The sequence below is a fragment of the Propioniciclava sp. genome (assembly GCF_047602245.1).
Lineage (GTDB): Bacteria > Actinomycetota > Actinomycetes > Propionibacteriales > Propionibacteriaceae > Propioniciclava.
In genome coordinates this window covers 822260-848194 of the sequence record NZ_JASGHT010000001.1, presented here as the reverse complement: position 1 = coordinate 848194, position 25935 = coordinate 822260, and the positions used below count along the sequence as shown (strand labels likewise).

The window sequence follows — 25935 nt, the reverse complement described above, 5'->3', positions numbered from 1 at the left end:
CACGCCGCTAGCCTCAGTGCCACCGCACAACGCGGGCACGCTCAGTGAGGAGCAGGCATGGTCACGGCAGACCGACCGGTGGGAAGCGACCCCGGCTACCTGGGGATCGACCTCGGCACCAGTTCCGTCAAGGCCGTCGTCGCGCTCGCCGACGGGACGGTCCTGGCCCGCGCCTCGCACCCCTACCCGGTCGAACACCCCGAACTCGCCCACGCCGAGACACCCGCCGCGTTGTGGTGGGACGCCGTCGTCCGGGCCGTGCGCGCCGCCGTCGCCGAGGGCGGCGTGGACGTTCGCGGCATCGGCCTGTCGGGACAGATGCACGGCGTGGTACTCACCGGCGACGACCTGGAGCCGCTGCACCCGGCCATGCTGTGGGCCGACTCGCGCGCCACCCGCGAACTGGACGCCTACCGCGCCCTGCCCGACGGCGTCCGGCGCCGGCTGGGGAACCCGCTGATGCCCGGCGCCGCCGGACCCCTGCTCGGCTGGACCGCACGGCATACGCCCGGACTGCTCGCGCGGGCCCGGTGGGCGCTGCAGCCGAAGGACTGGCTGCGCGCGCGGCTCACCGGCCAGGTCGCCTCCGAACCCAGCGACGCCTCCGCCACCCTGCTGTTCGACCTGATCGGTGGCGGCTGGGACGCCGATGTCGCCGGCGCGCTCGGCGTCGACCCCGCCCTGCTGCCCCCGCTGCTCGACCACGCGGGAGTGCTCGCCGGCGGCCTCACCCCGGACGCCGCCGCCGCGCTCGGCCTGCCCGCAGGCCTGCCGGTGGCCGCCGGAGCCGCCGACGCGGCCGCCGCCTCGCACGGTTCGGGGCTCGCCCGCGGCACCGCCCAGATCACCGTCGGGACCGGCGCGCAGGTGGTGTCCCGCCTGGCCGGGCCGCCCGCCGTCCTATCGGACCAGCCGGTCACCCACCTCTACCGCGACGTCACCGGCGAGGGGTACTACGCGATGGCGGCGGTGCAGAACGCGGGCCTGGCCCTGCAATGGGTCCTCGACGTGCTGCGCGCGGACTGGGATGAGCTGTACGGAGCACTCGACGGCGAACCGGCGTCCGCCCAGCCGCTGTTCGTGCCCCACCTCACCGGCGAGCGGACGCCCTACCTCGACCCGGCGCTACGCGGCTCCTGGGTGGAGCTCTCGGCCGGCCACACCCGCGCGGACCTGCTCCGCGCCAGCCTCGAAGGCGTCGCGTTCGCCGCCGCCGACGCCCTGGACAGCCTGCCCGGACTGGCCGGCATCGAGCGGCTATGGCTCAGCGGCGGCAGCAGCAACGACCCACGATGGTGCCAGCTGATGGCCGACGTCACCGGGCGCGCGCTCCACGTCGTCTCGGTGCCGGACGCCTCGGGCCGCGGCGCGGCCATGCTCGGCGCGCAGGCGGCCGACGACACCGACGGCTTCTGGACGCCGCCCGCGGACGCCGCCGGCGAGCGAGCCCTCCATACCCCCCGCCCCGACCACCACGACCGGCTCACCGAGCGTCGCGACCGTTTCCACGTGGTGGTCGAGAGCCTCCGCACCCAGCGGGCCTGACCAGCCCGACCTTCCGAACGAAAGGGGTTCCATGACCAGCCCATCCGTAGCGGCCGCCGGCGACGGGGCCACCGTGACGGCCGATCCGGCGGTCCTCGCCGAACTCGTCGACGTCTCCAAACGATTCGACACCATCTACGCCGTCCGGCACGTGTCGGTCGCGCTGCGCCGCGGCGAAGTGCTCGCCCTGGTGGGGGAGAACGGAGCCGGCAAGAGCACCTGCGTCAAGATGCTCGGCGGCGTCTACCACCCCACCGACGGCGTCGTGAGGGTGAACGGCGAGACCGTCGAGCTGCGCACCCCGCTGGACGCGCAGAAGCTCGGCATCGCCGTCGTCCACCAGCACCCGGGACTGTTCCCCGACCTGCCCATCTACGAGAACGTCTTCGCCGGGCAGCCGCTGACCACCAAACTCGGGCTGCTCGACCACGCCCAGATGCGCGAGCAGGCCCGCCAATACCTGGAAAAGCTCGGCCTGCGCGCCGACCCGGGCATGCGCACCGGCCTGCTGAGCACCTCCGAGCAGCAACTGGTCGAGATCGCGAAGGCGCTGGCCTTCAACGCCCGCATCCTGATCCTGGACGAGCCGACCGCATCGCTGACCATGGGCGAGACCGAGCGCCTGTTCGGGGTGATCGAGGACCTCAAGGCCCAGGGCGTCGCGATGCTCTTCGTCGGGCACCGGCTTGAGGAGATCCTGGCCGTCTCGGACCGGATCACCGTGATGCGCGACGGCGGCTGGGTGGCCGACCTGCCCACCGCGGGCACCACCGAGAACCAGATCGTGGAACTGATGGTCGGCCGCGAACTCGACGACATCTACCCGGCCAAGAGCGGCGAGCCGGGCGAGGTCGTGCTGCGGCTGGAGCACCTCACCGTGCCCGGCAACTTCACAGACGTGTCGCTGAACGTGCGCGCCGGCGAGATCGTCGGCATCGCCGGCCTGGTGGGCGCCGGGCGCACCGAGGTCGCCCGGGCCGTGTTCGGCGTCGACCGGCCGTCGGCGGGCACGATCTCGCTACGCGGCGAACCGGTCAAGGTGGCCTCACCGGCGGACGCCCTCGCGCACGGCATCGCTTATGTGTCCGAGGACCGGCGCGGGCAGAGCATCATCGAGGACTTCTCCATCCTCGACAACGCCACCCTGCCCAGGGTGCGCCAGGCGTCCCGGCTCGGGCTGATCCAACGCCGGCTCGAATACGCCCTCGTCGACGGGCCGCTCACCCAGATGCGGCTGAAGTTCACCAACTACCAGCAGCCGATCAGCAGCCTGTCGGGCGGCAACCAGCAGAAGGTCGTCCTGGCCAAATGGCTGGCGACCAACCCGACCCTGCTGATCCTGGACGAACCCACCCAGGGCATCGACATCCAGGCCAAGGCCGAGGTGCACCGCATCATCGCCGACCTCGCCCAGCAGGGCCTGGCCATCTTGATGATCTCCTCCGACATGCCCGAACTGCTCGGCACCTGCGACCGGATCTACGTCATGTACCAGGGCGAGGTGAGCGCCGAGTTCGATGCCGAGCACGCCAACCAGATCGACATCGGCCTGGCCGCCACCGGTGTGGTCGGCATCGACCGCAAGCCGGGCGAGACGAAGGCCGAGGCGATCGAGGAGGCCAAGAAGGAGGTCGTCACCATCGGCGCGGACCATCCGTCCTGGTGGCGCCGGCTGGTCTCGCGCCGCGAGTTCGGCCTGCTCGGCGCGATCATCGCGATCCTGGTGCCGTTGAGCATCATCAACCCCAACGTGCTGAGCGGCTCCAACCTCGCCGACCTCGCGGTCACCACGGCACTGTACGGCGTCGCCTGCCTGGGCCAGATGGCGGTCATGCTGACCCGCAATATCGACCTGTCGCTGGGTTCGGTGATCGGGCTGTCGGCCTACGTGGCGGCGTCCACGATGAGCGACACGCCCGGCGCGTCCATCTTCCTCGGCATCGCCGTCGCGGTCGGCGTCGGTCTCGCCTGCGGCGCGATCAACGGCGTCGTGGTCGCCTACGGCGGCGTCCCCTCCATCGTGGTCACCCTCGGCACCTTGGCGATCTTCCGCGGCATCGACGCCATCTTGTCCAACGGACGCCAGATCTCCTCGGGCATGGTCCCGCCGGAATGGCTGGCCTGGACGTCCGGACGCCTGCTCGGCATCTCGCTGCTGGTCTGGATCGGGCTCGCGCTCGCGCTGATCATGGGCGGATTCCTGCGCTGGACCCGGTTCGGCCGCGACATCTACGCCACCGGATCCAACCCGGACGGGGCCGCGCTGATCGGCATCCGCACCAAGTCGCGCATCTTCGCCTCCTTCGTGATCTCCGGCACCCTCGCCGGCCTCGCCGGAGCGATGTGGGCCTCCCACTACGCCACCGTCGACGGCCAGCTCGCCTACGGGCTGGAGACCACGCTGGTGGCGTCGGTGGTCGTCGGCGGCGTGTCGCTGCGCGGCGGCGCCGGGTCGGTGACCGGCGTCGTGATGGGCACCCTGGCCCTGATCATCATCCAGAACGCGATCACCATCGCCCGGATCAACCCGTCCTACCTGCAGGCGTTCTTCGGCGGCGCGATCCTGCTCACGGTCCTGATCGACGTCGTCGTGTCCAGCCGCAACGCCCGCCGCGCCAAGGAGGTCCGGTCATGAAGTCCGCGCTGATCAAGCAACTCAAGTCGTGGGAGGCCGTCCTGCTGCTGCTGGTCGTGGTGGTCGTCGGGGCCGCGTCCGCGCTGGTACCCGGCTTCACCCAGCCGTTCAGCATCTCCACCGCGCTGGCCACCTTCGCCCCCGCGGCGCTGATGGCGCTGCCGCTGGCGCTGCTGATCATCGCCCGGCACATCGACATCTCGGTGGCCAGCACCTCGGCGCTGTCCTCGGTGGCGGCGGGACTGGCGCTCCAGGCCGGCGCGCCGGTCGCGGTCGCGCTGGGGGCCGCACTGGTCACCGGCATGGTGTGCGGCGCGATCAACGGGGTGTTCGTGGCGGTGCTCGGGCTGCCCGCGCTGCTGGTCACCCTCGGCACCCTCGCCCTGTTCCGCGGCCTGTGCTACGTGCTGCTCGGCGGCAGCCCGATCTCGCCGGTGCCCGACTTCTTCACCGTGCTCGGCAACGACAACGTGCCCGGGATGATCGTCCCGTGGGCGATCGTGCCGTTCGTGATCCTGGCCATCGTGTTCGCCGTCGTCCTGCAGGGCGGTGTGGTCGGACGGCGCATCTACGCGATCGGCGGCAACCCCGACACCGCCTACTACAGCGGCGTCCAGGTCACCGGCATCACCTTCGGCCTGTTCGTCGTGTCCGGCATGGTGGCCGCGCTGGCCGGGGTGATCAACACCGGCATCACCAGCCAGATCGCGCCCGACGCCGCGCTCGGCATGGAACTGGACGCGATCACGGTCGCCTTCCTGGGCGGGATCAGCTTCCTCGGCGGCAAGGGCAACATCACCGGGGTGGTGCTCGCGGCCACGCTCATCCTCACCCTCCGCAAGAGCCTGCAACTGCTCAACGTCAGCGGCTACACCCAGGGCATCGCCATCGGCGGCGTCCTGATCGGGTCACTGCTGATCACCAACATCTCCGCGGCGATCATCCGGTCGCTGCAGGAGCGTCGCCGCAACGCCCAGGCGAAGGCCGCCTGAGCTTCGAGCCGCACCACCGCCGAACGATCAACCACAAAGTAAGGAGCAGTCCCGTGAAGAAACTCGTCAGGGCGTCCGCCATCGGCCTGGTGGCCGCGATGGCCGTCACGATGGCCGCCTGTTCGTCCACTCCCAGCGCAGCCCCCTCCGCCGGTGCCGGCGCGGGGCAGGAGCGGTGCGTCACCGGGCCGGTCAAGGTCGGCATCATCCCCAAGCTGGGCACCGACCCGTACATGGTGACGGTCAAGAACGCCGCCGAGAAGGCCGCCGCCGCCGACGGCTCGCAGGTGATCTACACCTCGCCCAGCGACGCCACCGGCGCCGCCCAGATCCCGTTCGTCAACCAGCTGATCTCGCAGAACGTCGACGTGATCATGATCTCGGGCAGCGACCTGAACAGCACCTCGGCCGCCCTCGCCAAGGCGAAGGAAGCCGGCATCAAGGTCATCTCGTGGGATTCCGACATCGCCCCGGCCTCGCGCTCGTTCTTCCTCAACCAGGCCGACACCGCCAAGATCGGCAACCAGATGCTGAAGTCGATGGCGCAGATGATGGGCAACGAGGGCGAGTTCGCGATCCTGTCCTCCACCCAGACCGCGGTCAACCAGAACGCCTGGATCGACAGCATCAAGAACCAGCTGGCCAGCGATCCGGCCCTGGCGAACATGAAGCTCGTCACCGTCGCCTACGGCGAGGAGAAGGCCGACGTCAACGCCCAGAAGGCCAAGGAGCTCGTGCAGGCCTACCCGAACCTGAAGGGCATCATGGTGCCCGCCGGGCATCGGTCTGCCGGCCGCCGCCGAGGCGCTGTCGCAAAGCGGCGACCTGGGCAAGATCAAGCTGACCGGCCTGGCGCCGGTCACCCTGATCAGCCAGTACATCAAGACCGGCCAGGTCGAGGCCGTCTGGTGGAACGTCGGCGACCTGGGCACGCTGGCCTTCCAGACCGCGCACCAGTTCGCGCAGTGCAAGATCAAGCCGGAGACGGGCACCAAGTACACCGTCGAGGGCCTGGGCGAGTTCACCGTCGGTGCCGACGGCGTCGTGCTGCTGGGCGAGCCGGTGATCGTCACCCCGGACAACATCAGCCAGTTCCCGTTCTGATCCCACACACGCCACGGGCGGCGGCTCCCCTCGGGGAACCGCCGCCCGTGGCGTGTCTGGCCGTGGTGTGGCCGTGGTGTGGCCGTGGTGTGGTCTGTGTCAGGAATGCCGGTCAGAAGTCGGCGCGGAAGGCGTCCAGAATCTGCCCGGACGCCTCGACGGCACTCAGCTCGCCGCGCGAGACGGCCGCCTCGAGATCCTTCGTGATCGCCTTCACCCGCGGGCTGCGCCGCAGCGAGGTGGTCAGCTCGTCCATCACCAGAGCCCACATCCAGTCCCGCTGCTGCTCGGCGCGCCGGACGTCCAGCTCGCCTTCGGAGGCCAGTGTCGCCCGGTGGTCGAGGACGGCCTGCCACACCTCGTCCAGGCCGTCGCCGGTATAGGACGAGCAGGTCAGCACCGGGGTGGGATGCTCCGAGTCGGACTTGATCAGCCGCATCGCGATCTTCAGCTCGCGCGCGGTCACCCGGGCCTCGCCCTGGTTGTCGCCGTCGGCCTTGCTGACGGTGATCACGTCGGCCAACTCCAGGATGCCGCGCTTGATGCCCTGCAGCTGGTCGCCGGTGCGGGCCACCATCAGCAGCAGGAAGGTGTCCACCATGCCGGCCACCGCGACCTCGGACTGACCCACGCCGACGGTCTCGACGATGATCGTGTCGAAGCCGGCCGCCTCCATGATCAGCATGCCCTCGCGGGTGGCCCGCGCGACGCCGCCCAGGTGATTGCCGGTGGGGGAGGGACGGATGAACGCGTGATCGGTCATCGCCAGGTCCGACATCCGGGTCCGGTCGCCGAGCACCGAGCCGCCCGAGCGGGTCGAACTCGGGTCGACCGCCAGCACCGCGACGTTGTGGCCGCGCTCGATCAACCGGACGCCCATCGCGTTGATGAACGTCGACTTGCCGGCACCGGGAACCCCCGAGATGCCGACGCGGACCGCCGAGCCCGTGTGCGGGCGCAGCAGGGTGAGCAGTTCGCGTGCCTGGGCGCGATGGTCGGGACGTGAGGACTCGACCAGGGTCAGTGCGCGCGCCACATGGGCACGAGACCCGGCGACCACCTGCTCTGCGAGGGCCGCCGGGTCCAGTGCTTGTCTCATGCCGGGGCCGCTCCCTGACGCTGCAACAGGATCTCCAGGAGTTCCTGGGCGCACTCGGGGATCTTCGTTCCGGGCGGGAAGATCGCATCCGCACCCTTCTCGCGCAGCTCGGCGAAGTCCTGGGCGGGGATGACGCCGCCGACCACGATGAGCATGTCTTCGCGACCGAGCTTGTTCAACTCCTCGCGCAACGCCGGGACGAGGGTGAGGTGGCCGGCCGCCAGCGAGCTCGCGCCCACCACGTGCACGTCCGCCTCGATGGCCTGGCGGGCCACCTCTTCCGGCGTCTGGAACAGCGGGCCGACGTCGACGTCGAAGCCGAGATCGGCGAACGCGGTCGAGATCACCTTCTGGCCGCGGTCGTGGCCGTCCTGGCCCATCTTGGCGACCAGGATGCGCGGACGGCGTCCCTCGGCCTCTTCGAACTTCTCCACCAGCGCCCGGGTCGCCTCGGTCGCCTCGGTCTTGCCGGCTTCCTTGCTGTACACCCCACTGATGGTACGGATCTGCGCGGTGAAACGCCCGAACTCGGACTCCAGCGCGTCGGAGATCTCGCCCAGGGACGCCCGCGCGCGGGCCGCGTCGATGGCCAGCTTGAGCAGGTTGCGGTCCGGATCGGTCGGATCCGGGTTCGCCGCCGCCCAGGTGAGCCGCTTCAGCGCCTCCTGGGTGACCGGCTCGTCGCGCTCGGCGCGCAGCTTGGCCAGCTTGGCGATCTGCTCGGCGCGCACGGTCGCGTTGTCGACCTTGAGCACCTCGATCGGCTCCTCGTCCTCGACCTCGTACTTGTTGACGCCGATCACCGGCTGGCGGCCGGAGTCGATGCGCGCCTGGGTACGGGCCGCGGCCTCCTCGATGCGCATCTTCGGGATGCCGGCCTCGATCGCCTTGGCCATGCCGCCGGCGTTCTCGACCTCCTCGATCAGCGCCCAGGCCTTGCTGGCCAACTCGTTGGTGAGCCGCTCCACATAGGCCGAGCCGCCCCAGGTGTCGATCGGACGGCAAGTGCCCGACTCCTGCTGGATGAACAGCTGGGTGTTGCGGGCGATCCGGGCGGAGAAGTCGGTCGGCAGCGCGATGGCCTCATCCAGCGCGTTGGTGTGCAGCGACTGGGTGTGGCCCTGGGTGGACGCCATCGCCTCCAGGCAGGTGCGGGTCACGTTGTTGAACACGTCCTGAGCGGTCAGCGACCAGCCCGAGGTCTGGCTGTGCGTGCGCAGCGACATCGACTTCGGGTTCTTGGCGCCGTTCTCCTTCACCAGGCGGGCCCACAGCATGCGCGCGGCACGCATCTTGGCGACTTCGGTGAAGAAGTTCATCCCGATGGCCCAGAAGAAGCTCAGCCGCGGCGCGAACTTGTCCACGTTCAGGCCGACCGCCTGGCCGGCGCGGATGTACTCCACCCCGTCGGCCAGCGTGTAGGCCATCTCGATGTCGGCCGTCGCGCCCGCCTCCTGCATGTGGTAGCCCGAAATCGAGATCGAGTTGAACTTCGGCATATTCGCGGAGGTGAACGCGAAGATGTCGGAGATGATCCGCATCGACGGCGTCGGCGGGTAGATGTAGGTGTTGCGGACCATGAACTCCTTCAGAATGTCGTTCTGAATCGTTCCGGCCAGCTGCTCGGGCTTGACGCCCTGCTCCTCGGCGGCGACCACGTAGAAGGCGAGCACGGGCAGCACCGCGCCGTTCATCGTCATCGAGACCGACATCTGGTCCAGCGGGATGCCCTCGAACAGCTGGCGCATGTCGAGGATCGAGTCGACCGCCACGCCCGCCATGCCGACGTCGCCGGAGACGCGCGGGTGATCGGAGTCGTAGCCGCGGTGGGTGGCCAGGTCGAACGCGATCGAGAGGCCCTTCTGGCCGGCGGCCAGGTTGCGGCGGTAGAAGGCGTTGGACTCGGCGGCGGTGGAGAAGCCGGCGTACTGGCGGATCGTCCACGGCCGGTTCACGTACATCGTCGAGTACGGGCCGCGCAGGAACGGCGGGATGCCCGGGCGGGTGTCCAGGAAGTCCAGCCCCGCCAGGTCGGTGTCGCCGAACAACGGCTTGACCGCGATCTGCTCGGGCGTCTCCCACGAGGCGTCGGACGCCCCCGCCGAGGCGAGTGCGGCGGCATAGGCGGCCGCGGCCTGCTCGGACGGGCGTCCGTCACCCAGCGGGACGGAATCGAAACGGGGGATCATCGGGCCACTCCCAGGGTCTCGAAGACGGATTCAAGGTAGGTGACGACGTCCATGCCCAAGGCGATGGTGCCGTCGAAGAGGCCCTCAGGGACGTCCCCGGCCTCCCTCAACTGGCCGGCCAGGTAGACCTTCTCGACGCCGGCGTCCTTCAGCGCCTGGGCGACGGGAACGGCCTGCTCGGCGTAGATGGCCGCGGAACTGGCGAGCACCACGATCTTCTGGCGCTGTTCGACGGCCTTCGCCGCGATCTCCTGAGGCGTGCCGCCGTGGCTCTGGGTCGGGTTGATGCCGCCCACCAGCAGGACGTTGAGCGCGAAGCCCTGGCGTCCGCCGAAGTCGCGCTGGGCGCCCAGGCAGGCCATCAGCACGTCGGGTGCCGCACCGGTGGCCGCCTCATGGGCCCAGGCGCGGTTGCGCAGCCCCTCGAAGACCTCCGAGTCGCGGATCTGCTTCAACCCGGCCAGCACCGGCGCCTCGGGACGCGCCTTGGCCTCGAACGGCTTCTCGCCGGCCAGCGGGAACATGTTCACGCCGGTCAGCTCGATCTTGCGGGTGGCCAACTGCTTGGCCCGGGCGGCATTGCTGGCGTCGATGCGGGCCGCGACGTCGCCGCCGGCCAGCGCCTTCACCATGCCACCGGACGCCTCGATCTCACCCAGCAGCGCCCAGGCCGCCTGTGCGAGATCGTCGGTCAGCGACTCGACGTACCACGAGCCGCCCGCGGGATCCTGCACCCGGCCGACGTGGCTCTCCTCGGCCGCGATCGCCTGGATGTTGCGGGCGATCCGGCGGCTGAACGGGGTCGGCAGGCCGGCGGCGTGATCGAACGGCAGCGCGGTGACGACCTCGGCGCCACCGACGGCGGCGGCGAACGTCGCGATCGTGCAGCGCAGCATGTTCACGTGCGGGTCGACCCGCGACATCATCCGCGGGCTGGTCACGGCGTGCGTGCGTGCGCCGCGGTCGGCCTCGCCGACGCCGCACTCGGCCGCGACCCGCGCCCACAGCCGGCGCAGCGCGCGCAGCTTGGCGATGGTGGCGAACTGGTCGGCCGTCGCGGCCACCCGGAACTCGAGCAGCTTCACGCCCTCGGACGCCGCGATACCGGCGTCCTCCAGGTCACGCAGATACTCCACGCCGGTGGCGATCGCGAACGCGAGCTCCTGGGCGTCCGTGGCGCCGGCGCCGTGGTAGGGCAGCACGTCCACGGTCAGCGGGGTGACCTTCGGCATGCCGGCGACCTCGGCGACCCAGCGCCGGTGCGAGGACAGGTCGGGCTCGGTGCCGTGCAAGGCGGCGAACGCCAGCGCGTCGATCCCGAGGTTGCCGCTCACCTGCGCGGCGTCACCGGCGGCGCGCCAGTAGCCGACCAGTGCGGACGCCGCGGCGTCCTGATCGGTGTTCGACGACACCCGCACCGGCGCGAGGTCGGCGAAGAAGCCGTCCAGGGCGTCGGCGAGACGGCCGGCGGGCAGCGCGTCCGGATCGACGCGGAACCACACCGAGGTGGCGCCCCGCTCCAGGTCGGTGAGGACGGCCTTGTTGGTGGCCGCCACGTCGGGGTCCTCGTGCAACTGGGCGACGTCCCAGGCGATCGCGTCCCCCCCGCGCACCGTGGCGCCGCGGGTGAAGGGCATCGCGCCCGGGTAGCCGAGCGGCCCGTCGTCATCGCGCGCCACATACAGCGGGGCGATGTCGATGCCGTCGAGGGTCGTGTTCGTCAGCCTCTTCAGGCCGGTAGCAGTGTCGAGCTGCTTTCCTTCGGGACGCCCGCGATTGAGGACCTTGAGGACCTCTCGCTCCCAGTCTTCGTCCGTGGCCTGCGGGAAGAAGCCGGCCAAGGTGAGCTGTTCGGGGTCAGCCGTCATGGGGACCTACCATTCACTCGTTGGATCGGTCCGGCCGCGCGACCGGACCGTGTTGCGCACACTCGTGAAGACACCGAGGCCGATGTCCGGATGCGTGGGTCCGGGACGCCGACCGAGAATCTCCTACGTTCGGTAGTATACGCACCGGATGTGGCGGTCGTCCTATTCGTGCCGCGCGTTCCACCCCGCATGACGTCCGGCGCGAGGGCTGCGCGGCGGCGCGCACAGGCCGCCCGCGACCGCGGCGCCGATGTTGGGGTGTGTTGGGTGTTAAGTCCATAGATCGACTAAAGGGGGGCGGTCGGAGACGTCCGTCCCCTACGATCGAAGCTGGTCTGGCGGGCCGATCCGCCACGAGAGGAACATTCATGGTTACCGTCATCATCGCCGCCCACGGGCATCTGGCGCCGGCGCTCATCGATTCGTCCCAGATGATCATGGGCGAGCAGGACGGCGTGAAGGCCGTCACGTTCGACACCACCGAAGGTCCGGACGACCTGCTGGCCAAGTACGCCGATGCCGCCGAGGGCGAGACTCTTCTGCTCGTCGACTTCTTCGGTGGCAGCCCCTACAACGCCGCCGCGCGCTTCGCGGCGAACCGCGAGGGGACCGACATCGTCACCGGCGTCAGCCTCGCGATGCTCATCGAGGTGCTCGGCAAGCGCCGGGGCAACGCGGACCTGGCCAAGCTCGTGGCCACCGCAAAGAAGGCGGGTGCGGTCGGCGTCCGGGTCTTCTCCGAGGTCTACAAGCCGGCCGCTACCACCACCGAAGACTCCGACGAAGGGGATGAACTGTAATGAAGGTCAAGCTGATGCGTATCGACTCGCGCCTCGTGCACGGTCAGATCGCGAACAACTGGGTGAACTTCCTGGGCGTCAACACCATTATCTGTGCCTCGGACGCCGCGGCCAACGACGAACTGCGCAAGACGCTGCTGCTGCAGGTCGGCTCCGCTCCGACGAAGACCCACGTGCTCACGGTCGCCAAGGCCGCCCGCGTGTTCAAGAACCCCAAGTACGACACCATGGATTCGATCTTCATCGTCGAGACCCCGGCCGATGTCGTGCGCCTGCTCGATGAGGGCGTCGAGTTCGACGAGGTAAACGTCGGCGGCATGACCTTCAAGCAGGGCCAGACGCAGATCTCGAAGGCCGTCTCGGTCTTCCCCGAAGACGTCGAGGCCTTCCAGGAGCTCGAGCGCCGCGGAATCAAGACGTACCTCCAGCAGATCCCCGGCTCCGAGCGCAGCGACCTGATGCCCGCGCTCAAGGCCAAGGGTCTGGTCTGACCGGCCACCTTCCCCCTCACCTCTAGGAGAACTAATGTCCCCCGTGGCATTGATCCTCGTCATCCTCGTGGCCATGCTCGCCGGCATGGGCAGCGTGTGTGACGAACGCCAGTTCCACCGTCCGCTGGTGGCCTGCACCCTCACCGGCCTGGCGCTGGGCGACGTGACCACCGGCGTCATGGTCGGCGGCACGCTCGAGCTGATCGCTCTCGGCTGGATGAACGTCGGCGCCGCCATGGCTCCCGACGCCGCCCTCGCCTCCACCGTCTCGACCGTCATCGTGATCCAGGGTGGACAGTCCGCCCAGGAAGCGATCACGGTCGCGATCCCGCTGGCCGTCGCCGGCCAGGCGCTGACGATTTTCGTCCGTACCATCGCGGTCTTCTTCCAGCACCAAGCCGACAGATTCGCTGAGAACGCCAACTTCAGAGGCATCGAGATCATGCACTTCTCGGCGCTGCTGCTGCAGGGCCTGCGCGTGGCCATCCCGACCGCCGTCGTGGCCGTGATCGCCTCCGGCGACACGGTGAAGAACGCCCTCGAGGCGATCCCGCCGGTGATCACCGGCGGCCTGCAGGTGGCCGGTGGCTTCATCGTCGTGGTCGGTTACGCGATGGTCATCAACATGATGAAGGCGCGCGCGCTGATGCCGTTCTTCTTCCTGGGCTTCGTGGTCGCCACCTTCATGACGACCCTGAACACCGGTATCACCCTGGTGGCGCTCGGCATCATCGGCGCCTGCCTCGCCGTCATCTACATCCAGCTCAACCCGCAGTTCCACGACTCAGTCACCCTCCCGGCGCGTCAGCCGGCGATGGCCGGTGGCGGCGCGGCGGATCTGGACGACGACCTCGACGACGAGCTGGACTGAAGGAGCTCTCATGACCACTACGGAAACCAAGGCACCCGAGAAGCAGCTCACCGCGGGTGATCTGCGCAACATCTACATCCGCTCGTCGTTCCTGCTCGGCTCGTTCAACTTCGAGCGCATGCAGGCCATCGGCTTCTGCGTCTCGATGATCCCGGCGATCAAGCGGTTCTACACCAAGAAGGAAGACCAGGCCGAAGCTCTCAAGCGTCACCTGGAATTCTTCAACACCCAGCCGTGGGTCGCTTCGCCGATCCTCGGCGTGACCGCGGCCATGGAAGAGTCCAAGTCCCGTGGCGACGAACTCGACGAGGCGGCCATCACCAACGTGAAGGTCGGCTTGATGGGCCCGCTCGCCGGTGTCGGCGACCCGGTCTTCTGGGGCACCCTTCGTCCGGTGCTCGCCGCGCTGGGTGCGGCGTTGGCGCTGTCGGGCAATATCGCCGGCCCGCTGCTGTTCTTCGTGGGCATCAACGCGCTGCGCATCCTGACCCGTTGGTACGGCTTCAAGCTGGGTTATGACCGCGGCACCAACATCGTCGCCGAGGTGGGGGGCAACCAGCTGCGCAAGATCACGCAGATGGCGTCCATCCTCGGTCTGTTCGTCATGGGCGCGCTCGTGTCGAAGTGGACGTCGATCAAGTTCCCCGGCATCGTGTCCGAGTACACGAACTCCGCCGGAGAAGAGGTCGTCACCACGGTGCAGGGCATCCTCGATTCGCTGCTGCCCGGCGTCGCGGCCCTGCTGCTGACGTTCCTGTGCATGTGGCTGCTGCGCCGCAAGGTCAACGCTATCTGGATCATCCTCGGCATGTTCGTCGTGGGTATCGTGGGCTACGGCCTCGGCTGGCTCGGCCTCTGATCGGCCCGAACTAAGGGTGGGGTGGCGACCCGGTCGCCGCCCCACCTTCGTTTTTTTCGAGTAAGGACTCATCCATGACCCGACGCCTGTTGGCGACCGACCTCGACGGCACGATCGTGTTCGATCGTGCCGTGCCGCCCGCGGCCAAACAGGCGCTGGACCGTTGGCGCGCGGCCGGCAACCTGCTGGTCATCTCGACCGGCAAGTCGATCTTCGCCACCGACGACGTCCTGCGGCCCTCAGGTCTGCAATTCGACTACTGCGTCTGCTACTCGGGGGCGGTGATCACCGATGGCGCCTACGCTGTCGTGGACGCCTCCTACATTCCGGTGGAGCTGGTCACCGACATCCATGCCCGGCTGAAGGACCTGCCCGGGGTGGCGACCTATGCCACCACGATCGACAACGACTATCTGCTGAGCGACAACGCCGAGTGGGTGGATCCGATCCTGTCGAAGTTCACCCCGCTGGCGCCTGAGCAGTTCGCCGAGCACCGGTTCATCGGCATTCCGATGCTGATCACCGACGATGCCGAACGCGACCGCATCGAAGCCATGCTGCGCACCGACTACGCCGGCCGGTTCGAGGTGCACCGCAACCAGACCTTCCTCGACATCGTGCCGCCGGGCGCCGACAAAGGCGCGGGGCTGCGCCGTCTGCTGGACGGGCAGTTCGGCGGCACGGCCGTCGAACTGTGGACGCTGGGCGACTCGTGGAACGACATCCCGATGCACGAGAACGCCGACCACGCCGTCTGTTTCACCTATTCTCCCGACGAGGTGAAGTCGGTTTGCGAGTCCGAAGTCGCGCGCGCCGAGGACCTGATCGACCGACTGCTGGAGGAAACCCGATGAGCCGCATCTCCGACTGGATGACCCGCAACCGGACGCATGGCCGCGTCGATGTCAAGGAATGGGCGCTGGGCACCGCGGGCCCGGCCGGGTTCACCTACGGCACCCACTACGTGGTCACCGGCCTGATGGTGCTCGCCATCGTGCTTTACCCGCTCACCCAGGGCATCGGCTCGATCGTGGCGGTGTCGGTGGCCATCGTCGCGATGGCCGGACGCCGCATGCTGGAGAACCAGGTGCGCCGCGACTTCTCCGATCTGGAGGAGGCCAAGACGCAGTACCAGCGCACCCGCAACGCCGAGTACCTGGAGTTCATCCGGCTGCGGGTGACTCAGATGCTGAACGACAACAAGATGCTGCGCCCCGAAACGAAGCAGGCCCTCATCGATTACGTCGAATGGGCCGAGAAGCGCGCCGCGCGCGACGAACGCCGGCGCGGCGCGTGACTTCTCAGATGACCCGGGCCGACAGCACGCCGGGGACGGCGCGCAGCCGCTCCACCAGTGCGCCCGGAACGGGCCCGTCCACGTCCACCTGCGTGTAGGCGAGTTCGCCCCGCGAGCCGTTGAGCAGGTCGGCGATGTTCAGGCTCGCCTCGCCCAGCAGGGCCGAGATCTGCGCCACCATGTTCGGCACGTTCGCGTTGGCGATCGTGATCCGCTGGCGGCCCTCGGCGCGCGGCAGCTCGGCGCGCGGGAAGTTGACCGAGTTCCGGATGGTGCCGTTGACCAGGTAGTCGCGCAGCTGGTCGGCCGCCATCAGGGCGCAGTTCTCCTCGGCCTCGCGCGTGGACGCACCCAGGTGGGGGAGGGTGACCACCCTCGGGCGCTTGTTGAGCGTCGGGGTCGGGAAGTCGCACACGTAGCCGCGCAGCTCATTGCCCTCCAGGGCCGAGATCAGCGCCTGCTCGTTCACGATCGGGCCGCGCGCGAAGTTGATCAGCACCGCCGAGGACTTCATCGCCGCGAACTCGGGCGCACCGATCAGGTTGCGGGTGCCGTCCACCAGCGGGACGTGCAGGGTGATGATGTCGGAGCGCTTCAGCAGCTGCTCCAGCTTGGTCACCCGCTCGACCTGAGCCGACAGGCTCCACGCATGCTCGACCGTGATCGCCGGGTCGTAGCCCAGCACGCGCATGCCGAGCGAGATGGCGACGTTGGCGACCTCGACACCGATGGCGCCCAGGCCGATCACGCCCAGGGTGCGGCCCGGCAGTTCGAAGCCGACGAAGTTGCGCTTGCCGGCCTCGACCATCTTGTCCATCGTGGCGTGGTCGCCCTCCAGGCGGTGGGCGAAGGCCGCGGCGTCCACGATATTGCGTGCGGCCAGGAAGATGCCGGCCACCACCAGCTCCTTGACCGCGTTGGCGTTCGCGCCGGGGGTGTTGAACACCGGGATGCCGCGCTTGGAGTACTCGGCGATGGGGATGTTGTTGGTGCCCGCGCCGGCCCGTGCGACGGCGAGCACCGACGCCGGGATGGGCTGGTTGTGCAGGCTGGCCGAACGCAGCAGCAGGGCGTGCGGGTCGGCGATGTCGGGGCCGACGGCGAACTGGTCGGCGGGCAGCCGGGAGAGTCCGGCCTGGCTGATCGCGTTGAGGGTGCGAATGCGGTACGTCATGGTCATGTGAGCGGACGGCCTCAGCCGTGGGTGCGCTCGAACTCCTTCATGAAATCGATGAGGGCCGCCACGCCTTCGGGCGGCATGGCGTTGTAGATGCTGGCGCGCATGCCACCCACGGAGCGGTGGCCGGCGAGGTTGGTGAGGCCGGCGGCCTCGGCCTGGGCGACGAAGGTCTTCTCCAGCGACGGGTCGGCCACCAGGAACGGGACGTTCATCCAGGAGCGAGCCTCGGGCGCGACCGGGTTGGAATAGAAGCCCGACGCGTCGATGAACGAGTACAGCGCGTCGGCCTTGGCCTTGTTGCGCGCGGCGACGGCGTCCAGGCCGCCCAGTTCGGTGATCCAATCGAGCACCAGGCCCAACAGGTAGATCGCGAAGGTCGGTGGCGTGTTGATCATCGAGTCGGCGCCGGCCTGCACGGTGTAGTCCCACACGGTCGGCGTCTGTGGCCGGGCCCGCCCGAGCAGGTCGCGGCGGACGATCACGACCACCAGGCCGGAGGGGCCCATGTTCTTCTGGGCGCCGCCGTAGATGACGCCGAAGCGGGACACGTCGACCGGGCGGGACAGGATCGTCGAGCTCATGTCGGCCACCAGCGGCACCGCGCCGGCGTCGGGAACATAGCCGAACTCCACGCCGCGAATCGTCTCGTTGGGCGTGTAATGCAGGTAGGCGGACGCCTGGTCAACCGTGAAGGAACCGGGTTCGGGGGTGCGGGTGAAGTTCGACGCCGATTCGTCGGCGGCCACGTCCACCTCGCAGTAGCGGCGCGCCTCGGCGATGGCCTTCTTGCTCCAGTCACCGGTGTTCAGGTAGGCGGCCCGCTGGCCCGGGGCGGTCAGGTTGAGCGGCAGCGCGGCGAACTGGCCCAGCGCGCCGCCCTGCAGCAGCAGCACCGCGTAGTCGTCGCTGATGCCCAGAACGCGGCGGAGGGAGGCCTCGGCCTGCGCCGCGCAGGCGACGAACGCCTTGCCGCGGTGCGAGACCTCCATCACCGACATGCCCGAACCACCCCAGTCGAGCAGTTCCGATTGGGCTCGCTGGAGCACCTCGAGCGGCATCATGGCCGGGCCGGCGGAGAAGTTGTAGACACGCATGACCCTCAGTCTCCCACCACCGCGCGCCTGCGCCCGCAGGCGGTCACTGGACGAAAAGTGCCCGGGGGGCGCAGATTTGCCGCTGCTAGGCGTCCGTGACAAGATAGTGGGGTTGCTTTGACGCTGGTGGCGGCAAGGTTGGGAAAGGCCGTCCGGCCCTCCTGGCTCCGCCGGAAAGCCTCTCCGGCAGCTCCGGTGGTCACCGCCGGGCCCTACCAAGATGACGAGATCGTGATCTTGTGCGGCCCTGAAAAGCGCGACACGCCCGAGCGCGGGGGTCGGAGTGACTAGGGGTTTTTCAACCGAGAGGCCCCACCCGAGGGCAGGCAAGATGCGGCCTGGCCACGACTCAGTAGAAGGATATCCATGGCGGGACAGAAGATCCGGATTCGACTCCGGGCCTATGACCACGAGGTCATCGATACGTCGGCGAAGAAGATCGTCGACACGGTCACCCGTACCGGCGCTCAGGTTGCCGGCCCGGTGCCCCTGCCGACCGAGAAGAACGTGTACTGCGTCATCCGGTCGCCCCACAAGTACAAGGACAGCCGCGAGCATTTCGAGATGCGCACCCACAAGCGGCTCATCGACATCCTCGACCCCACGCCGAAGACGGTTGACTCGCTGATGCGTCTCGACCTTCCGGCCGGTGTGGACATCGAGATCAAGCTTCCGTGAGGTCCGCTGCCATGAACAACGAACGCACCGTCAAAGGCATCCTGGGCAGCAAGCTCGGCATGACCCAGCTCTGGGACGAGAACAACAAGGTCGTCCCCGTCACCGTCATCCAGGCGGGACCCTGCGTGGTCACCGCCGTCCGGACCCCGGAGACCGACGGCTACTCGGCCGTCCAGCTCGCCTTCGGCGCCGTGAAGCCCAAGAGCGTCAACAAGCCGGAGACCGGCCACTTTGCCGCCGCCGGCGTGACACCGCGCCGCCACCTCGTCGAGCTCCGCACCGCGGACGCCTCCGAGTACACCCTGGGCCAGGAGGTCGCCGCGGCCGACGTCTTCGACGCCGGCCAGATCGTCGACGTCACCGGCGTCACCAAGGGTAAGGGCACCGCGGGCGTCATGAAGCGTCACGGCTTCCACGGCCTGCGCGCCAGCCACGGTGTGCACCGCAAGCACCGTTCCCCGGGTTCGATCGGCCAGTCCTCGACCCCCTCGCGCGTGTTCCCCGGCATGAAGATGGCCGGCCGCATGGGCGTGGAGAAGGTCACCGTGCAGAACCTCACCATCCACTCGGTGGACGCCGAGCGCGGCCTCATCCTGGTCAAGGGCTCCGTCCCCGGCCCCAAGGGTGCGCTGGTCGTCGTGCGCACCGCCGCCAAGAAGGGAGCCCAGGCATGAGCGACTCGCTGAACGTTGCCATCATCGGCACCGAGAAGACCGCCGAGCTGCCCGCAGCGCTGTTCGGCGTCCAGACCAACGTCCCGCTGATCCACCAGGTCGTGGTGGCCCAGCAGGCCGCCGCCCGCCAGGGCACGCACTCCACCAAGACCCGCGGCGAGGTCCGCGGCGGTGGCGCGAAGCCGTGGCGCCAGAAGGGCACCGGCCGCGCCCGCCAGGGTTCGCGCCGCGCGCCCCAGTGGACCGGCGGTGGCATCGTGCACGGCCCGCAGCCGCACGGCTACGCGCAGCGCACCCCCAAGAAGATGGTCGCCGCCGCCCTGCGCGGTGTGCTGTCCGACCGCGCTCGTGACGGCCGCATCCACGTCGTGGAGTCGTTCGTCGCCGGCGACAAGCCGTCCACCAAGGCCGCCCTGCAGGCGATGGAGACCGTCGCCGGCAAGCGCGTCCTGGTGGTGCTCGCCCGTGACGAGGACCTCGCCTGGCTGAGCCTGCGCAACGTCGCCTCGGTGCACCTGATCGCCGCCGACCAGCTCAACGCCTACGACGTGGTCGTCGCCGACGACGTGGTCTTCAGCGCTGCCGCGCTCGAGGCCTTCGTGGCCGGCCCGGCGAAGGGCAAGTCGGTCAAGGCTGTCGCCACCGAGTCCGAAGCCAAGGAGACCGAGAAGTGAGCAACGCCCTGAAGATCAAGGACCACCGCGACATCCTGCTCGCGCCCGTGGTCAGCGAGAAGAGCTACGGCCTGCTGGACGAGAACAAGTACACGTTCCTCGTGGCGCCGGATGCGAACAAGACCGAGATCAAGATCGCCGTGGAGAAGGTCTTCGGCGTCAAGGTCACCGCGGTCAACACCATCAACCGCCAGGGCAAGGCCCGCCGCCTGCGCTACGGCACGGGCAAGCGTCCCAACACGAAGCGTGCGATCGTCACGGTGGCCGAGGGCCAGCGGATCGACATCTTCGGCCAGGGCGCCTGAGGCAGAAGGACTGAGAAGACATGGCTATTCGCAAGTACAAGCCGACGACCCCGGGTCGCCGCGGCGGGTCGGTCTCGGACTTCGCCGAGCTGACGCGCTCGACCCCGGAGAAGTCGCTGACCGTCCCGATCAAGAAGACCGGCGGCCGTAACAACCAGGGCCGGATCACCACCCGTCACATCGGTGGTGGACACAAGCAGGCCTACCGCATCATCGACTTCAAGCGGTACGACAAGGACGGCGTCCCGGCGAAGGTCGCTCACATCGAGTACGACCCGAACCGCACCGCCCGCATCGCGCTGCTGCACTACGTCGACGGCGCCAAGCGCTACATCATCGCTCCCGAGGGCCTCAAGCAGGGCGCGAAGGTCGAGGCCGGCGAGGGCGCTGACATCAAGCCCGGCAACAACCTGCCGCTGCGCAACATCCCGGTCGGCACCACGGTGCACGCGGTGGAGCTGCGCCCCGGCGGCGGTGCCAAGATGGGCCGCTCGGCCGGCGCTCGTATCCAGCTGGTCGCTCGCGAGGGCCGCTTCGCCACGCTGCGTCTGCCCTCGGGCGAGATGCGGATGGTGGACGTCCGCTGCCGCGCGACGGTCGGCGAGGTCGGCAACGCCGAGCAGAGCAACATCAACTGGGGCAAGGCCGGACGCAACCGCTGGAAGGGCATCCGCCCGACCGTCCGCGGTGTCGTGATGAACCCGATCGACCACCCGCACGGTGGTGGCGAGGGCCGCACGTCCGGTGGCCGTCACCCCGTCAGCCCGTGGGGCAAGCCCGAGGGCCGCACCCGCAACAAGAACAAGGCGAGCACCAAGCTCATCATCCGCCGTCGCAAGTCCGGCAAGAAGCGCTGATCGGGGAGTAGGAAGAGATGCCACGCAGCCTGAAGAAGGGCCCCTTCATCGACGAGCACCTGGCCAAGAAGGTCGATGTGCAAAACGAGAAGGGCACCAAGAACGTCATCAAGACCTGGTCGCGCCGATCCATGATCAGCCCCGACATGATCGGTCACACCATCGCCGTCCACGACGGCCGCAAGCACGTCCCGGTCTTCATCTCGGAGTCCATGGTGGGTCACAAGCTGGGCGAGTTCGCCCCGACGCGTACCTACCGTGGACACGTGAAGGACGACAAGAAGTCGCGCCGGCGCTGACGAACGAGAAGAGGAACGAGATTTCATGAGCAACAACGAATCGCGGCCGAGCCGTCGCGCTGCGCTGCTCGGGGACCGTCCCGGCTCGTACGCCATCGCGCGTCACGTCCGGATGTCTCCGACCAAGGTGCGTCGTGTCGTGGACGTCGTCCGCGGCATGGGCGTCAACGAGGCCCTCGCGGTGCTGAAGTTCGCACCGCAGGCCGCCTCGGAGCCTGTCTACAAGGTGGTCGCGTCCGCGGCCGCCAACGCAGAGAACACCGAGAGCCTGCGGGTCGACGACCTGTTCATCTCCCAGGTGTTCGTGGATGAGGGCGTCACGCTGCGCCGGATCCGCCCGCGGGCCAAGGGCTCCGCGAGCCGGATCCTGAAGCGTGGATCGCACATCACCGTCGTCGTCGAGCCCAAGGGCACGAAGGGAGCCTGAGCATGGGACAGAAGATCAACCCCCATGGCTTCCGCCTGGGCATCACCACCGATCACAAGACGCGTTGGTACGCGGACAAGAACTACGCGGCCCTGGTGGCCGAGGACGTCAAGATCCGTGAGTGGCTGACGAAGAACCTCGAGCGTGCCGGCATCAGCAGCATCGAGATCGAGCGCCGCTCCGAGCGCGTCACGATCTTCCTGCACGCCGCGCGTCCGGGCATCGTCATCGGCCGCAACGGTGCCGAGGCCGAACGCGTCCGCAGCCAGCTGGAGAAGCTGACCGGCAAGCAGGTGCAGCTGAACATCCTCGAGGTGAAGAACCCCGAGATCGATGCCCAGCTCGTCGCCCAGGGCATTGCCGAGCAGCTCGGCGCCCGCGTAGCCTTCCGCCGCGCGATGCGCAAGGCGCAGCAGACCGCGATGCGGTCCGGCGCCCAGGGCATCCGGATCCAGTGCTCGGGCCGTCTCGGTGGCGCCGAGATGAGCCGCTCGGAGTTCTACCGCGAGGGTCGCGTCCCGCTGCACACGCTGCGCGCCGACATCGACTACGGCTTCTACGAAGCTCGCACCACGTTCGGCCGCATCGGCGTGAAGGTGTGGATCTACAAGGGTGACGTCTCCGGGTCCCGCGCCGAGCGCGCCGCCCAGAAGGCCGCCCGCGCCGCCGCCACCGGTGGCCAGCGTCGCCCGGGCCGTGGCCCGCGCCGCGACGGTGGTGGCCGTGGCGATCGTCCCGAGCGTGGCGGACGCCGCCGCGCCGAAGCCGCTGCCGAGGCCCCCGTGGCCGAGGCGGCGCAGAGCGAAGGAGCATGACCCATGCTGATTCCCCGTCGCGTCAAGCACCGTAAGCAGCACCACCCGAAGCGTGATGGCATGGCCAAGGGCGGCACGAAGCTGGCCTTCGGCGACTACGGCATCCAGGCGCTGGAGTCCTCGTACCTGACCAACCGTCAGATCGAGAGCGCTCGTATCGCCATGACCCGTCACATCAAGCGTGGCGGCAAGGTGTGGATCAACGTCTACCCCGACCGTCCGATGACCAAGCACCCCGCGGAGTCCCGCATGGGTTCGGGTAAGGGTTCGCCCGAGTGGTGGATCGCGAACATCAAGCCGGGCCGTGTGCTCTTCGAGCTCTCCGGCGTGCCGGAGGACGTGGCCCGTGAGGCCATGCGTCTGGCCATCCACAAGCTGCCGTTCAAGGCACGCTTCATCAAGCGGGAAGCAGGTGAGATCTGATGGCGAAGTCTCTCGTCGCCGCGGACCTGCGCGGCCTGAGCCGCGAGGAGCTGGACAAGAAGGTCGTCGAGCTGAAGGAGGAGCTGTTCACGCTGCGCTTCCAGGCCGCGACCGGTCAGCTCGAGTCGCACGGACGCCTGCGTGAGGTCCGCAAGGACATCGCTCGCGTCTACACCGTGATCCAGGAGCGCAACCTGGGCATCGTCGAAGACCCCGACCTCCAGAAGTAAGGCACGAACCTGATGAGTGAGACTGTTGAGCGCAACGCGCGCAAGGTGCGCGAAGGCGTCGTGGTCAGCGACAAGATGGACAAGACCATCACGGTGGCCATCGAGCAGCGCGTGAAGCACGCCCTGTACGGCAAGGTCATGACGAAGACGCTGAAGCTCAAGGCCCACGACGAGGAGAACTCGGCGGGCAAGGGCGACCGCGTCCGGATCATGGAGACCCGGCCGCTGTCGGCGACCAAGCGCTGGCGCCTGATCGAGATCGTCGAGAAGGCCAAGTAAGCCCGACCGGAGGCGCGAAGGCCAGCTGACCCCGGCTTGGAAACCCGACCAGTGGAAACCTTCGCACCTCTCGCGCCTGGAGCGCGAAACCGGTCAACCGTTCCGCCAGGCCCTTCAGGTGAGGGAACCGGCGAAACTACAGGAGAAGACATGATCCAGCAGGAGACGCGACTGAAGGTCGCCGACAACACTGGTGCCAAGGAGATCTTGTGCATCCGTGTGCTCGGTGGCTCGAAGCGTCGCTACGCAGGCCTGGGCGACACCATCGTCGCCACGGTCAAGGACGCCATCCCCGGTGGCAACGTGAAGAAGGGCGACGTCGTGAAGGCGGTCGTCGTCCGCACCGTGAAGGAGACCCGTCGTCCCGACGGCTCCTACATCAAGTTCGACGAGAACGCGGCGGTCATTCTCAAGAATGACGGCGAGCCCCGCGGCACGCGCATCTTCGGTCCGGTGGGCCGCGAGCTGCGTGACAAGCGCTACATGCGCATCATTTCGCTCGCTCCGGAGGTGATCTGACATGGCGAACTCGCTGCACGTGAAGAAGGGTGACACCGTGAAGGTGATCGCCGGTCACGACAAGGGCAAGGTGGGCGAGATCATCGCCGTCTTCCCCAAGGAGAACCGGGTGATCGTCGAAGGCGTCAACGTCGTCAAGAAGCACCAGGCCGCGAACCCGCAGGCCGGCCAGAACAGCGGCGGCATCGTCGAGACCGAGGCGCCGATCCACGCGTCCAATGTGGCGCTCGTCGTGTCCGGCAAGGGCAAGAACGCCAAGACGACCCGCGTCGGCTACAAGCGCGTCGAGGTCACCAAGCGTCGTCCCGACGGCACCGAGTACACCGCGACCCGTTCGGTTCGCATCGCCCGCGCCACCGGAGAGGAGATCTGAGATGGCCGACACGTCCGTTAAGGAACTGCCCCGCCTGAAGCAGAAGTACCGCTCCGAGATCAAGGACGCGCTGAACGCCGAGTTCACCTACGACAACGTCATGCAGATCCCCGGTCTGGTGAAGATCGTGGTGAACATGGGCGTCGGCGAGGCCGCGCGTGACTCGAAGGTGATCGACGGCGCAGTCCGCGACCTCACCGCGATCACCGGCCAGAAGCCGACCGTGACCAAGGCCCGCAAGTCGATCGCGCAGTTCAAGCTGCGCGAGGGCATGCCGATCGGTTGCCACGTCACCCTGCGCGGTGACCGGATGTGGGAGTTCGCCGACCGTCTGCTGACGCTGGCGCTGCCCCGTATCCGCGACTTCCGCGGTCTGTCGGCCCACCAGTTCGACGGCCAGGGCAACTACACCTTCGGCCTGACCGAGCAGGTCATGTTCCACGAGATCGACCAGGACCGGATCGATCGCGTGCGCGGCATGGACATCACGTTCGTCACCTCGGCGACCACCGACGAGGAGGGCCGCGCGCTGCTGAAGCACCTCGGCTTCCCGTTCAAGGCTCCCGAGAACGATCCGAAGAAGGCCGTCGCCCGCAAGCGCGCCTTCACCGGCTCGAAGAGCCAGATCAAGAAGCAGTTGTCGTCGAGGAAGAAGTGAGCTGACAGATGGCAAAGACTGGCCTGAAGGTCAAGCAGAGCCGCAAGCCCAAGTTTGCGGTGCGCGCCTACACCCGCTGCAACAAGTGCGGCCGCCCCAAGTCGGTGTACCGCAAGTTCGGCCTGTGCCGCATCTGCCTGCGCGAGATGGCTCACCGCGGCGAACTGCCCGGCGTGACCAAGTCCTCCTGGTGAGCGACACCACCACCCACGATTCCTGACGCGGTAGGTCCCCGGACGGACGTCCGGGGAAACCCCTGCGAGAAAAGAGGCCCTACAAGCCATGACAATGACGGACCCGATCGCGGACATGTTGACGCGTCTGCGGAACGCCAACCAGGCGTACCACGATTCGACCTCCATGCCGCATAGCAAGATCAAGGTGGGCATCGCCGAGATCCTCAAGCAGCAGGGCTACATCACCTCGTATGAAGTGATCGAGCCCGGCGAGGGTGAGGTTGCCAAGACCCTGAAGATCACCCTCAAGTACGGCAACTCCCGCGAGCGTTCCATCGCGGGCCTGCGCCGCATCAGCAAGCCCGGCCTGCGCGTGTACGCGAAGAGCACAGCGCTGCCCAAGGTCCTCGGTGGCCTCGGCATCGCGATCATCTCGACCTCGCAGGGCCTCCTGACCGACAGGGAAGCATCCCTCAAGAGCGTGGGCGGCGAAGTGCTCGCCTACGTCTGGTGAGCGGGAGGTA

At 68.4% G+C, this 25935-nt stretch carries 31 protein-coding genes and 1 pseudogene; 26 read left to right on the top strand and 6 right to left on the bottom strand.

Annotated features, from left to right (window positions below; translation table 11 throughout):
* The first annotated feature begins 57 nt into the window (after positions 1-57).
* The 4 genes and pseudogenes from QM708_RS04215 to QM708_RS04200 all read left to right on the top strand — a co-directional run.
* Entirely contained in the window at positions 58-1545 is a 1488-nt protein-coding gene (locus tag QM708_RS04215) for a xylulokinase (protein WP_415104714.1), read from the top strand.
* Positions 1546-1576: 31 nt separating this feature from the next.
* Positions 1577-4180, top strand: a complete 2604-nt coding sequence (locus tag QM708_RS04210) for an ATP-binding cassette domain-containing protein (protein ID WP_415104712.1) — start codon at positions 1577-1579, stop codon at positions 4178-4180.
* A complete protein-coding gene (locus QM708_RS04205; RefSeq protein WP_415104710.1) occupies positions 4177-5172 on the top strand; it encodes an ABC transporter permease in 996 nt (331 codons plus the stop codon). Before QM708_RS04210 ends, QM708_RS04205 begins: the two co-directional genes overlap by 4 nt.
* A gap of 98 nt (positions 5173-5270) precedes the next feature.
* Positions 5271-5888: pseudogene (locus QM708_RS04200) on the top strand (substrate-binding domain-containing protein); the annotation flags it as partial.
* Positions 5889-5934: 46 nt separating this feature from the next.
* Here QM708_RS04200 and QM708_RS04195 read toward each other — a convergent pair.
* The 4 genes from QM708_RS04195 to mutA form a co-directional block, all read right to left on the bottom strand.
* Complete coding sequence (locus QM708_RS04195) at positions 5935-6282, bottom strand: hypothetical protein (protein WP_415111522.1); 348 nt, start codon at positions 6280-6282, stop codon at positions 5935-5937.
* A gap of 106 nt (positions 6283-6388) precedes the next feature.
* Positions 6389-7375, bottom strand: coding sequence for a methylmalonyl Co-A mutase-associated GTPase MeaB (gene meaB / locus QM708_RS04190; RefSeq protein ID WP_415104708.1), 987 nt, complete (start codon positions 7373-7375; stop codon positions 6389-6391).
* Positions 7372-9564 (bottom strand): methylmalonyl-CoA mutase, encoded by a 2193-nt coding sequence (scpA, locus tag QM708_RS04185; RefSeq protein WP_415104706.1) that lies wholly within the window; start codon positions 9562-9564, stop codon positions 7372-7374. Before scpA ends, meaB begins: the two co-directional genes overlap by 4 nt.
* Entirely contained in the window at positions 9561-11432 is a 1872-nt protein-coding gene (mutA, locus tag QM708_RS04180) for a methylmalonyl-CoA mutase small subunit (protein WP_415104704.1), read from the bottom strand. The genes scpA and mutA overlap by 4 nt, the downstream gene beginning before the upstream one ends.
* A 368-nt stretch (positions 11433-11800) precedes the next feature.
* On the opposite strand from mutA, the gene QM708_RS04175 reads away from it, so the two are divergent.
* From QM708_RS04175 to QM708_RS04150, 6 genes are all read left to right on the top strand, one after another.
* Entirely contained in the window at positions 11801-12232 is a 432-nt protein-coding gene (locus tag QM708_RS04175; RefSeq protein WP_415104702.1) for a PTS sugar transporter subunit IIA, read from the top strand.
* A complete protein-coding gene (locus tag QM708_RS04170) occupies positions 12232-12723 on the top strand; it encodes a PTS system mannose/fructose/N-acetylgalactosamine-transporter subunit IIB (protein WP_415104700.1) in 492 nt (163 codons plus the stop codon). The genes QM708_RS04175 and QM708_RS04170 overlap by 1 nt, the downstream gene beginning before the upstream one ends.
* 34 nt (positions 12724-12757) lie before the next feature.
* Complete coding sequence (locus QM708_RS04165; RefSeq protein WP_415104698.1) at positions 12758-13594, top strand: PTS mannose/fructose/sorbose transporter subunit IIC; 837 nt, start codon at positions 12758-12760, stop codon at positions 13592-13594.
* A 10-nt stretch (positions 13595-13604) separates the two neighbouring features.
* The gene (locus QM708_RS04160) at positions 13605-14453 is read left to right on the top strand and encodes a PTS system mannose/fructose/sorbose family transporter subunit IID (protein WP_415104696.1); all 849 of its coding nucleotides are present in this window, start codon (positions 13605-13607) and stop codon (positions 14451-14453) included.
* Between the two features lie 74 nt (positions 14454-14527).
* The gene (locus QM708_RS04155; protein ID WP_415104694.1) at positions 14528-15307 is read left to right on the top strand and encodes an HAD-IIB family hydrolase; all 780 of its coding nucleotides are present in this window, start codon (positions 14528-14530) and stop codon (positions 15305-15307) included.
* Positions 15304-15750 carry a hypothetical protein gene (locus QM708_RS04150; protein WP_415104692.1) on the top strand — a complete coding sequence of 149 codons (447 nt, stop codon included), beginning with the start codon at positions 15304-15306 and terminating at the stop codon, positions 15748-15750. Before QM708_RS04155 ends, QM708_RS04150 begins: the two co-directional genes overlap by 4 nt.
* 4 nt (positions 15751-15754) lie before the next feature.
* Here QM708_RS04150 and QM708_RS04145 read toward each other — a convergent pair whose 3' ends face one another.
* On the bottom strand, positions 15755-16924 hold the full coding sequence (locus QM708_RS04145) for a phosphoglycerate dehydrogenase (RefSeq protein ID WP_415104690.1): 1170 nt from the start codon (positions 16922-16924) through the stop codon (positions 15755-15757).
* Positions 16925-16944: 20 nt separating this feature from the next.
* Positions 16945-18024 (bottom strand): 3-phosphoserine/phosphohydroxythreonine transaminase, encoded by a 1080-nt coding sequence (gene serC, locus QM708_RS04140; RefSeq protein WP_415104688.1) that lies wholly within the window; start codon positions 18022-18024, stop codon positions 16945-16947.
* 366 nt (positions 18025-18390) lie between these two features.
* On the opposite strand from serC, the gene rpsJ reads away from it, so the two are divergent.
* The 16 genes from rpsJ to rpsH all read left to right on the top strand — a co-directional run bounded on the left by rpsJ (position 18391) and on the right by rpsH (position 25925).
* Positions 18391-18702 (top strand): 30S ribosomal protein S10, encoded by a 312-nt coding sequence (rpsJ, locus tag QM708_RS04135; protein ID WP_129459144.1) that lies wholly within the window; start codon positions 18391-18393, stop codon positions 18700-18702.
* 11 nt (positions 18703-18713) lie between these two features.
* Entirely contained in the window at positions 18714-19376 is a 663-nt protein-coding gene (rplC, locus tag QM708_RS04130; RefSeq protein ID WP_415104686.1) for a 50S ribosomal protein L3, read from the top strand.
* Positions 19373-20050, top strand: a complete 678-nt coding sequence (gene rplD / locus QM708_RS04125; RefSeq protein WP_415104684.1) for a 50S ribosomal protein L4 — start codon at positions 19373-19375, stop codon at positions 20048-20050. The genes rplC and rplD overlap by 4 nt, the downstream gene beginning before the upstream one ends.
* The gene (rplW, locus tag QM708_RS04120) at positions 20047-20355 is read left to right on the top strand and encodes a 50S ribosomal protein L23 (RefSeq protein ID WP_415104682.1); all 309 of its coding nucleotides are present in this window, start codon (positions 20047-20049) and stop codon (positions 20353-20355) included. Before rplD ends, rplW begins: the two co-directional genes overlap by 4 nt.
* 20 nt (positions 20356-20375) lie before the next feature.
* Positions 20376-21212 (top strand): 50S ribosomal protein L2, encoded by an 837-nt coding sequence (rplB, locus tag QM708_RS04115; protein ID WP_415104680.1) that lies wholly within the window; start codon positions 20376-20378, stop codon positions 21210-21212.
* A 17-nt stretch (positions 21213-21229) separates the two neighbouring features.
* Positions 21230-21511 carry a 30S ribosomal protein S19 gene (gene rpsS, locus QM708_RS04110; RefSeq protein ID WP_415104678.1) on the top strand — a complete coding sequence of 94 codons (282 nt, stop codon included), beginning with the start codon at positions 21230-21232 and terminating at the stop codon, positions 21509-21511.
* A gap of 25 nt (positions 21512-21536) precedes the next feature.
* Entirely contained in the window at positions 21537-21938 is a 402-nt protein-coding gene (gene rplV, locus QM708_RS04105) for a 50S ribosomal protein L22 (RefSeq protein ID WP_415104676.1), read from the top strand.
* A 2-nt stretch (positions 21939-21940) separates the two neighbouring features.
* Positions 21941-22753: a 30S ribosomal protein S3 gene (gene rpsC, locus QM708_RS04100; RefSeq protein ID WP_415104674.1), complete on the top strand. Its 813-nt coding sequence runs from the start codon at positions 21941-21943 to the stop codon at positions 22751-22753.
* Between the two features lie 3 nt (positions 22754-22756).
* Positions 22757-23176: a 50S ribosomal protein L16 gene (gene rplP, locus QM708_RS04095; protein WP_415104672.1), complete on the top strand. Its 420-nt coding sequence runs from the start codon at positions 22757-22759 to the stop codon at positions 23174-23176.
* Complete coding sequence (rpmC, locus tag QM708_RS04090; protein WP_415104670.1) at positions 23176-23406, top strand: 50S ribosomal protein L29; 231 nt, start codon at positions 23176-23178, stop codon at positions 23404-23406. Before rplP ends, rpmC begins: the two co-directional genes overlap by 1 nt.
* A gap of 12 nt (positions 23407-23418) precedes the next feature.
* Positions 23419-23685: a 30S ribosomal protein S17 gene (rpsQ, locus tag QM708_RS04085; RefSeq protein ID WP_415104668.1), complete on the top strand. Its 267-nt coding sequence runs from the start codon at positions 23419-23421 to the stop codon at positions 23683-23685.
* A gap of 150 nt (positions 23686-23835) precedes the next feature.
* A complete protein-coding gene (gene rplN, locus QM708_RS04080) occupies positions 23836-24204 on the top strand; it encodes a 50S ribosomal protein L14 (protein ID WP_415104666.1) in 369 nt (122 codons plus the stop codon).
* A gap of 1 nt (position 24205) precedes the next feature.
* Entirely contained in the window at positions 24206-24577 is a 372-nt protein-coding gene (gene rplX / locus QM708_RS04075) for a 50S ribosomal protein L24 (protein ID WP_415104664.1), read from the top strand.
* Position 24578: 1 nt separating this feature from the next.
* On the top strand, positions 24579-25235 hold the full coding sequence (rplE, locus tag QM708_RS04070) for a 50S ribosomal protein L5 (protein ID WP_415104662.1): 657 nt from the start codon (positions 24579-24581) through the stop codon (positions 25233-25235).
* An 8-nt stretch (positions 25236-25243) separates the two neighbouring features.
* Positions 25244-25429 carry a type Z 30S ribosomal protein S14 gene (locus tag QM708_RS04065; RefSeq protein WP_415104660.1) on the top strand — a complete coding sequence of 62 codons (186 nt, stop codon included), beginning with the start codon at positions 25244-25246 and terminating at the stop codon, positions 25427-25429.
* Between the two features lie 88 nt (positions 25430-25517).
* Positions 25518-25925: a 30S ribosomal protein S8 gene (gene rpsH, locus QM708_RS04060; RefSeq protein ID WP_415104658.1), complete on the top strand. Its 408-nt coding sequence runs from the start codon at positions 25518-25520 to the stop codon at positions 25923-25925.
* The last annotated feature ends 10 nt before the right edge of the window (positions 25926-25935 follow it).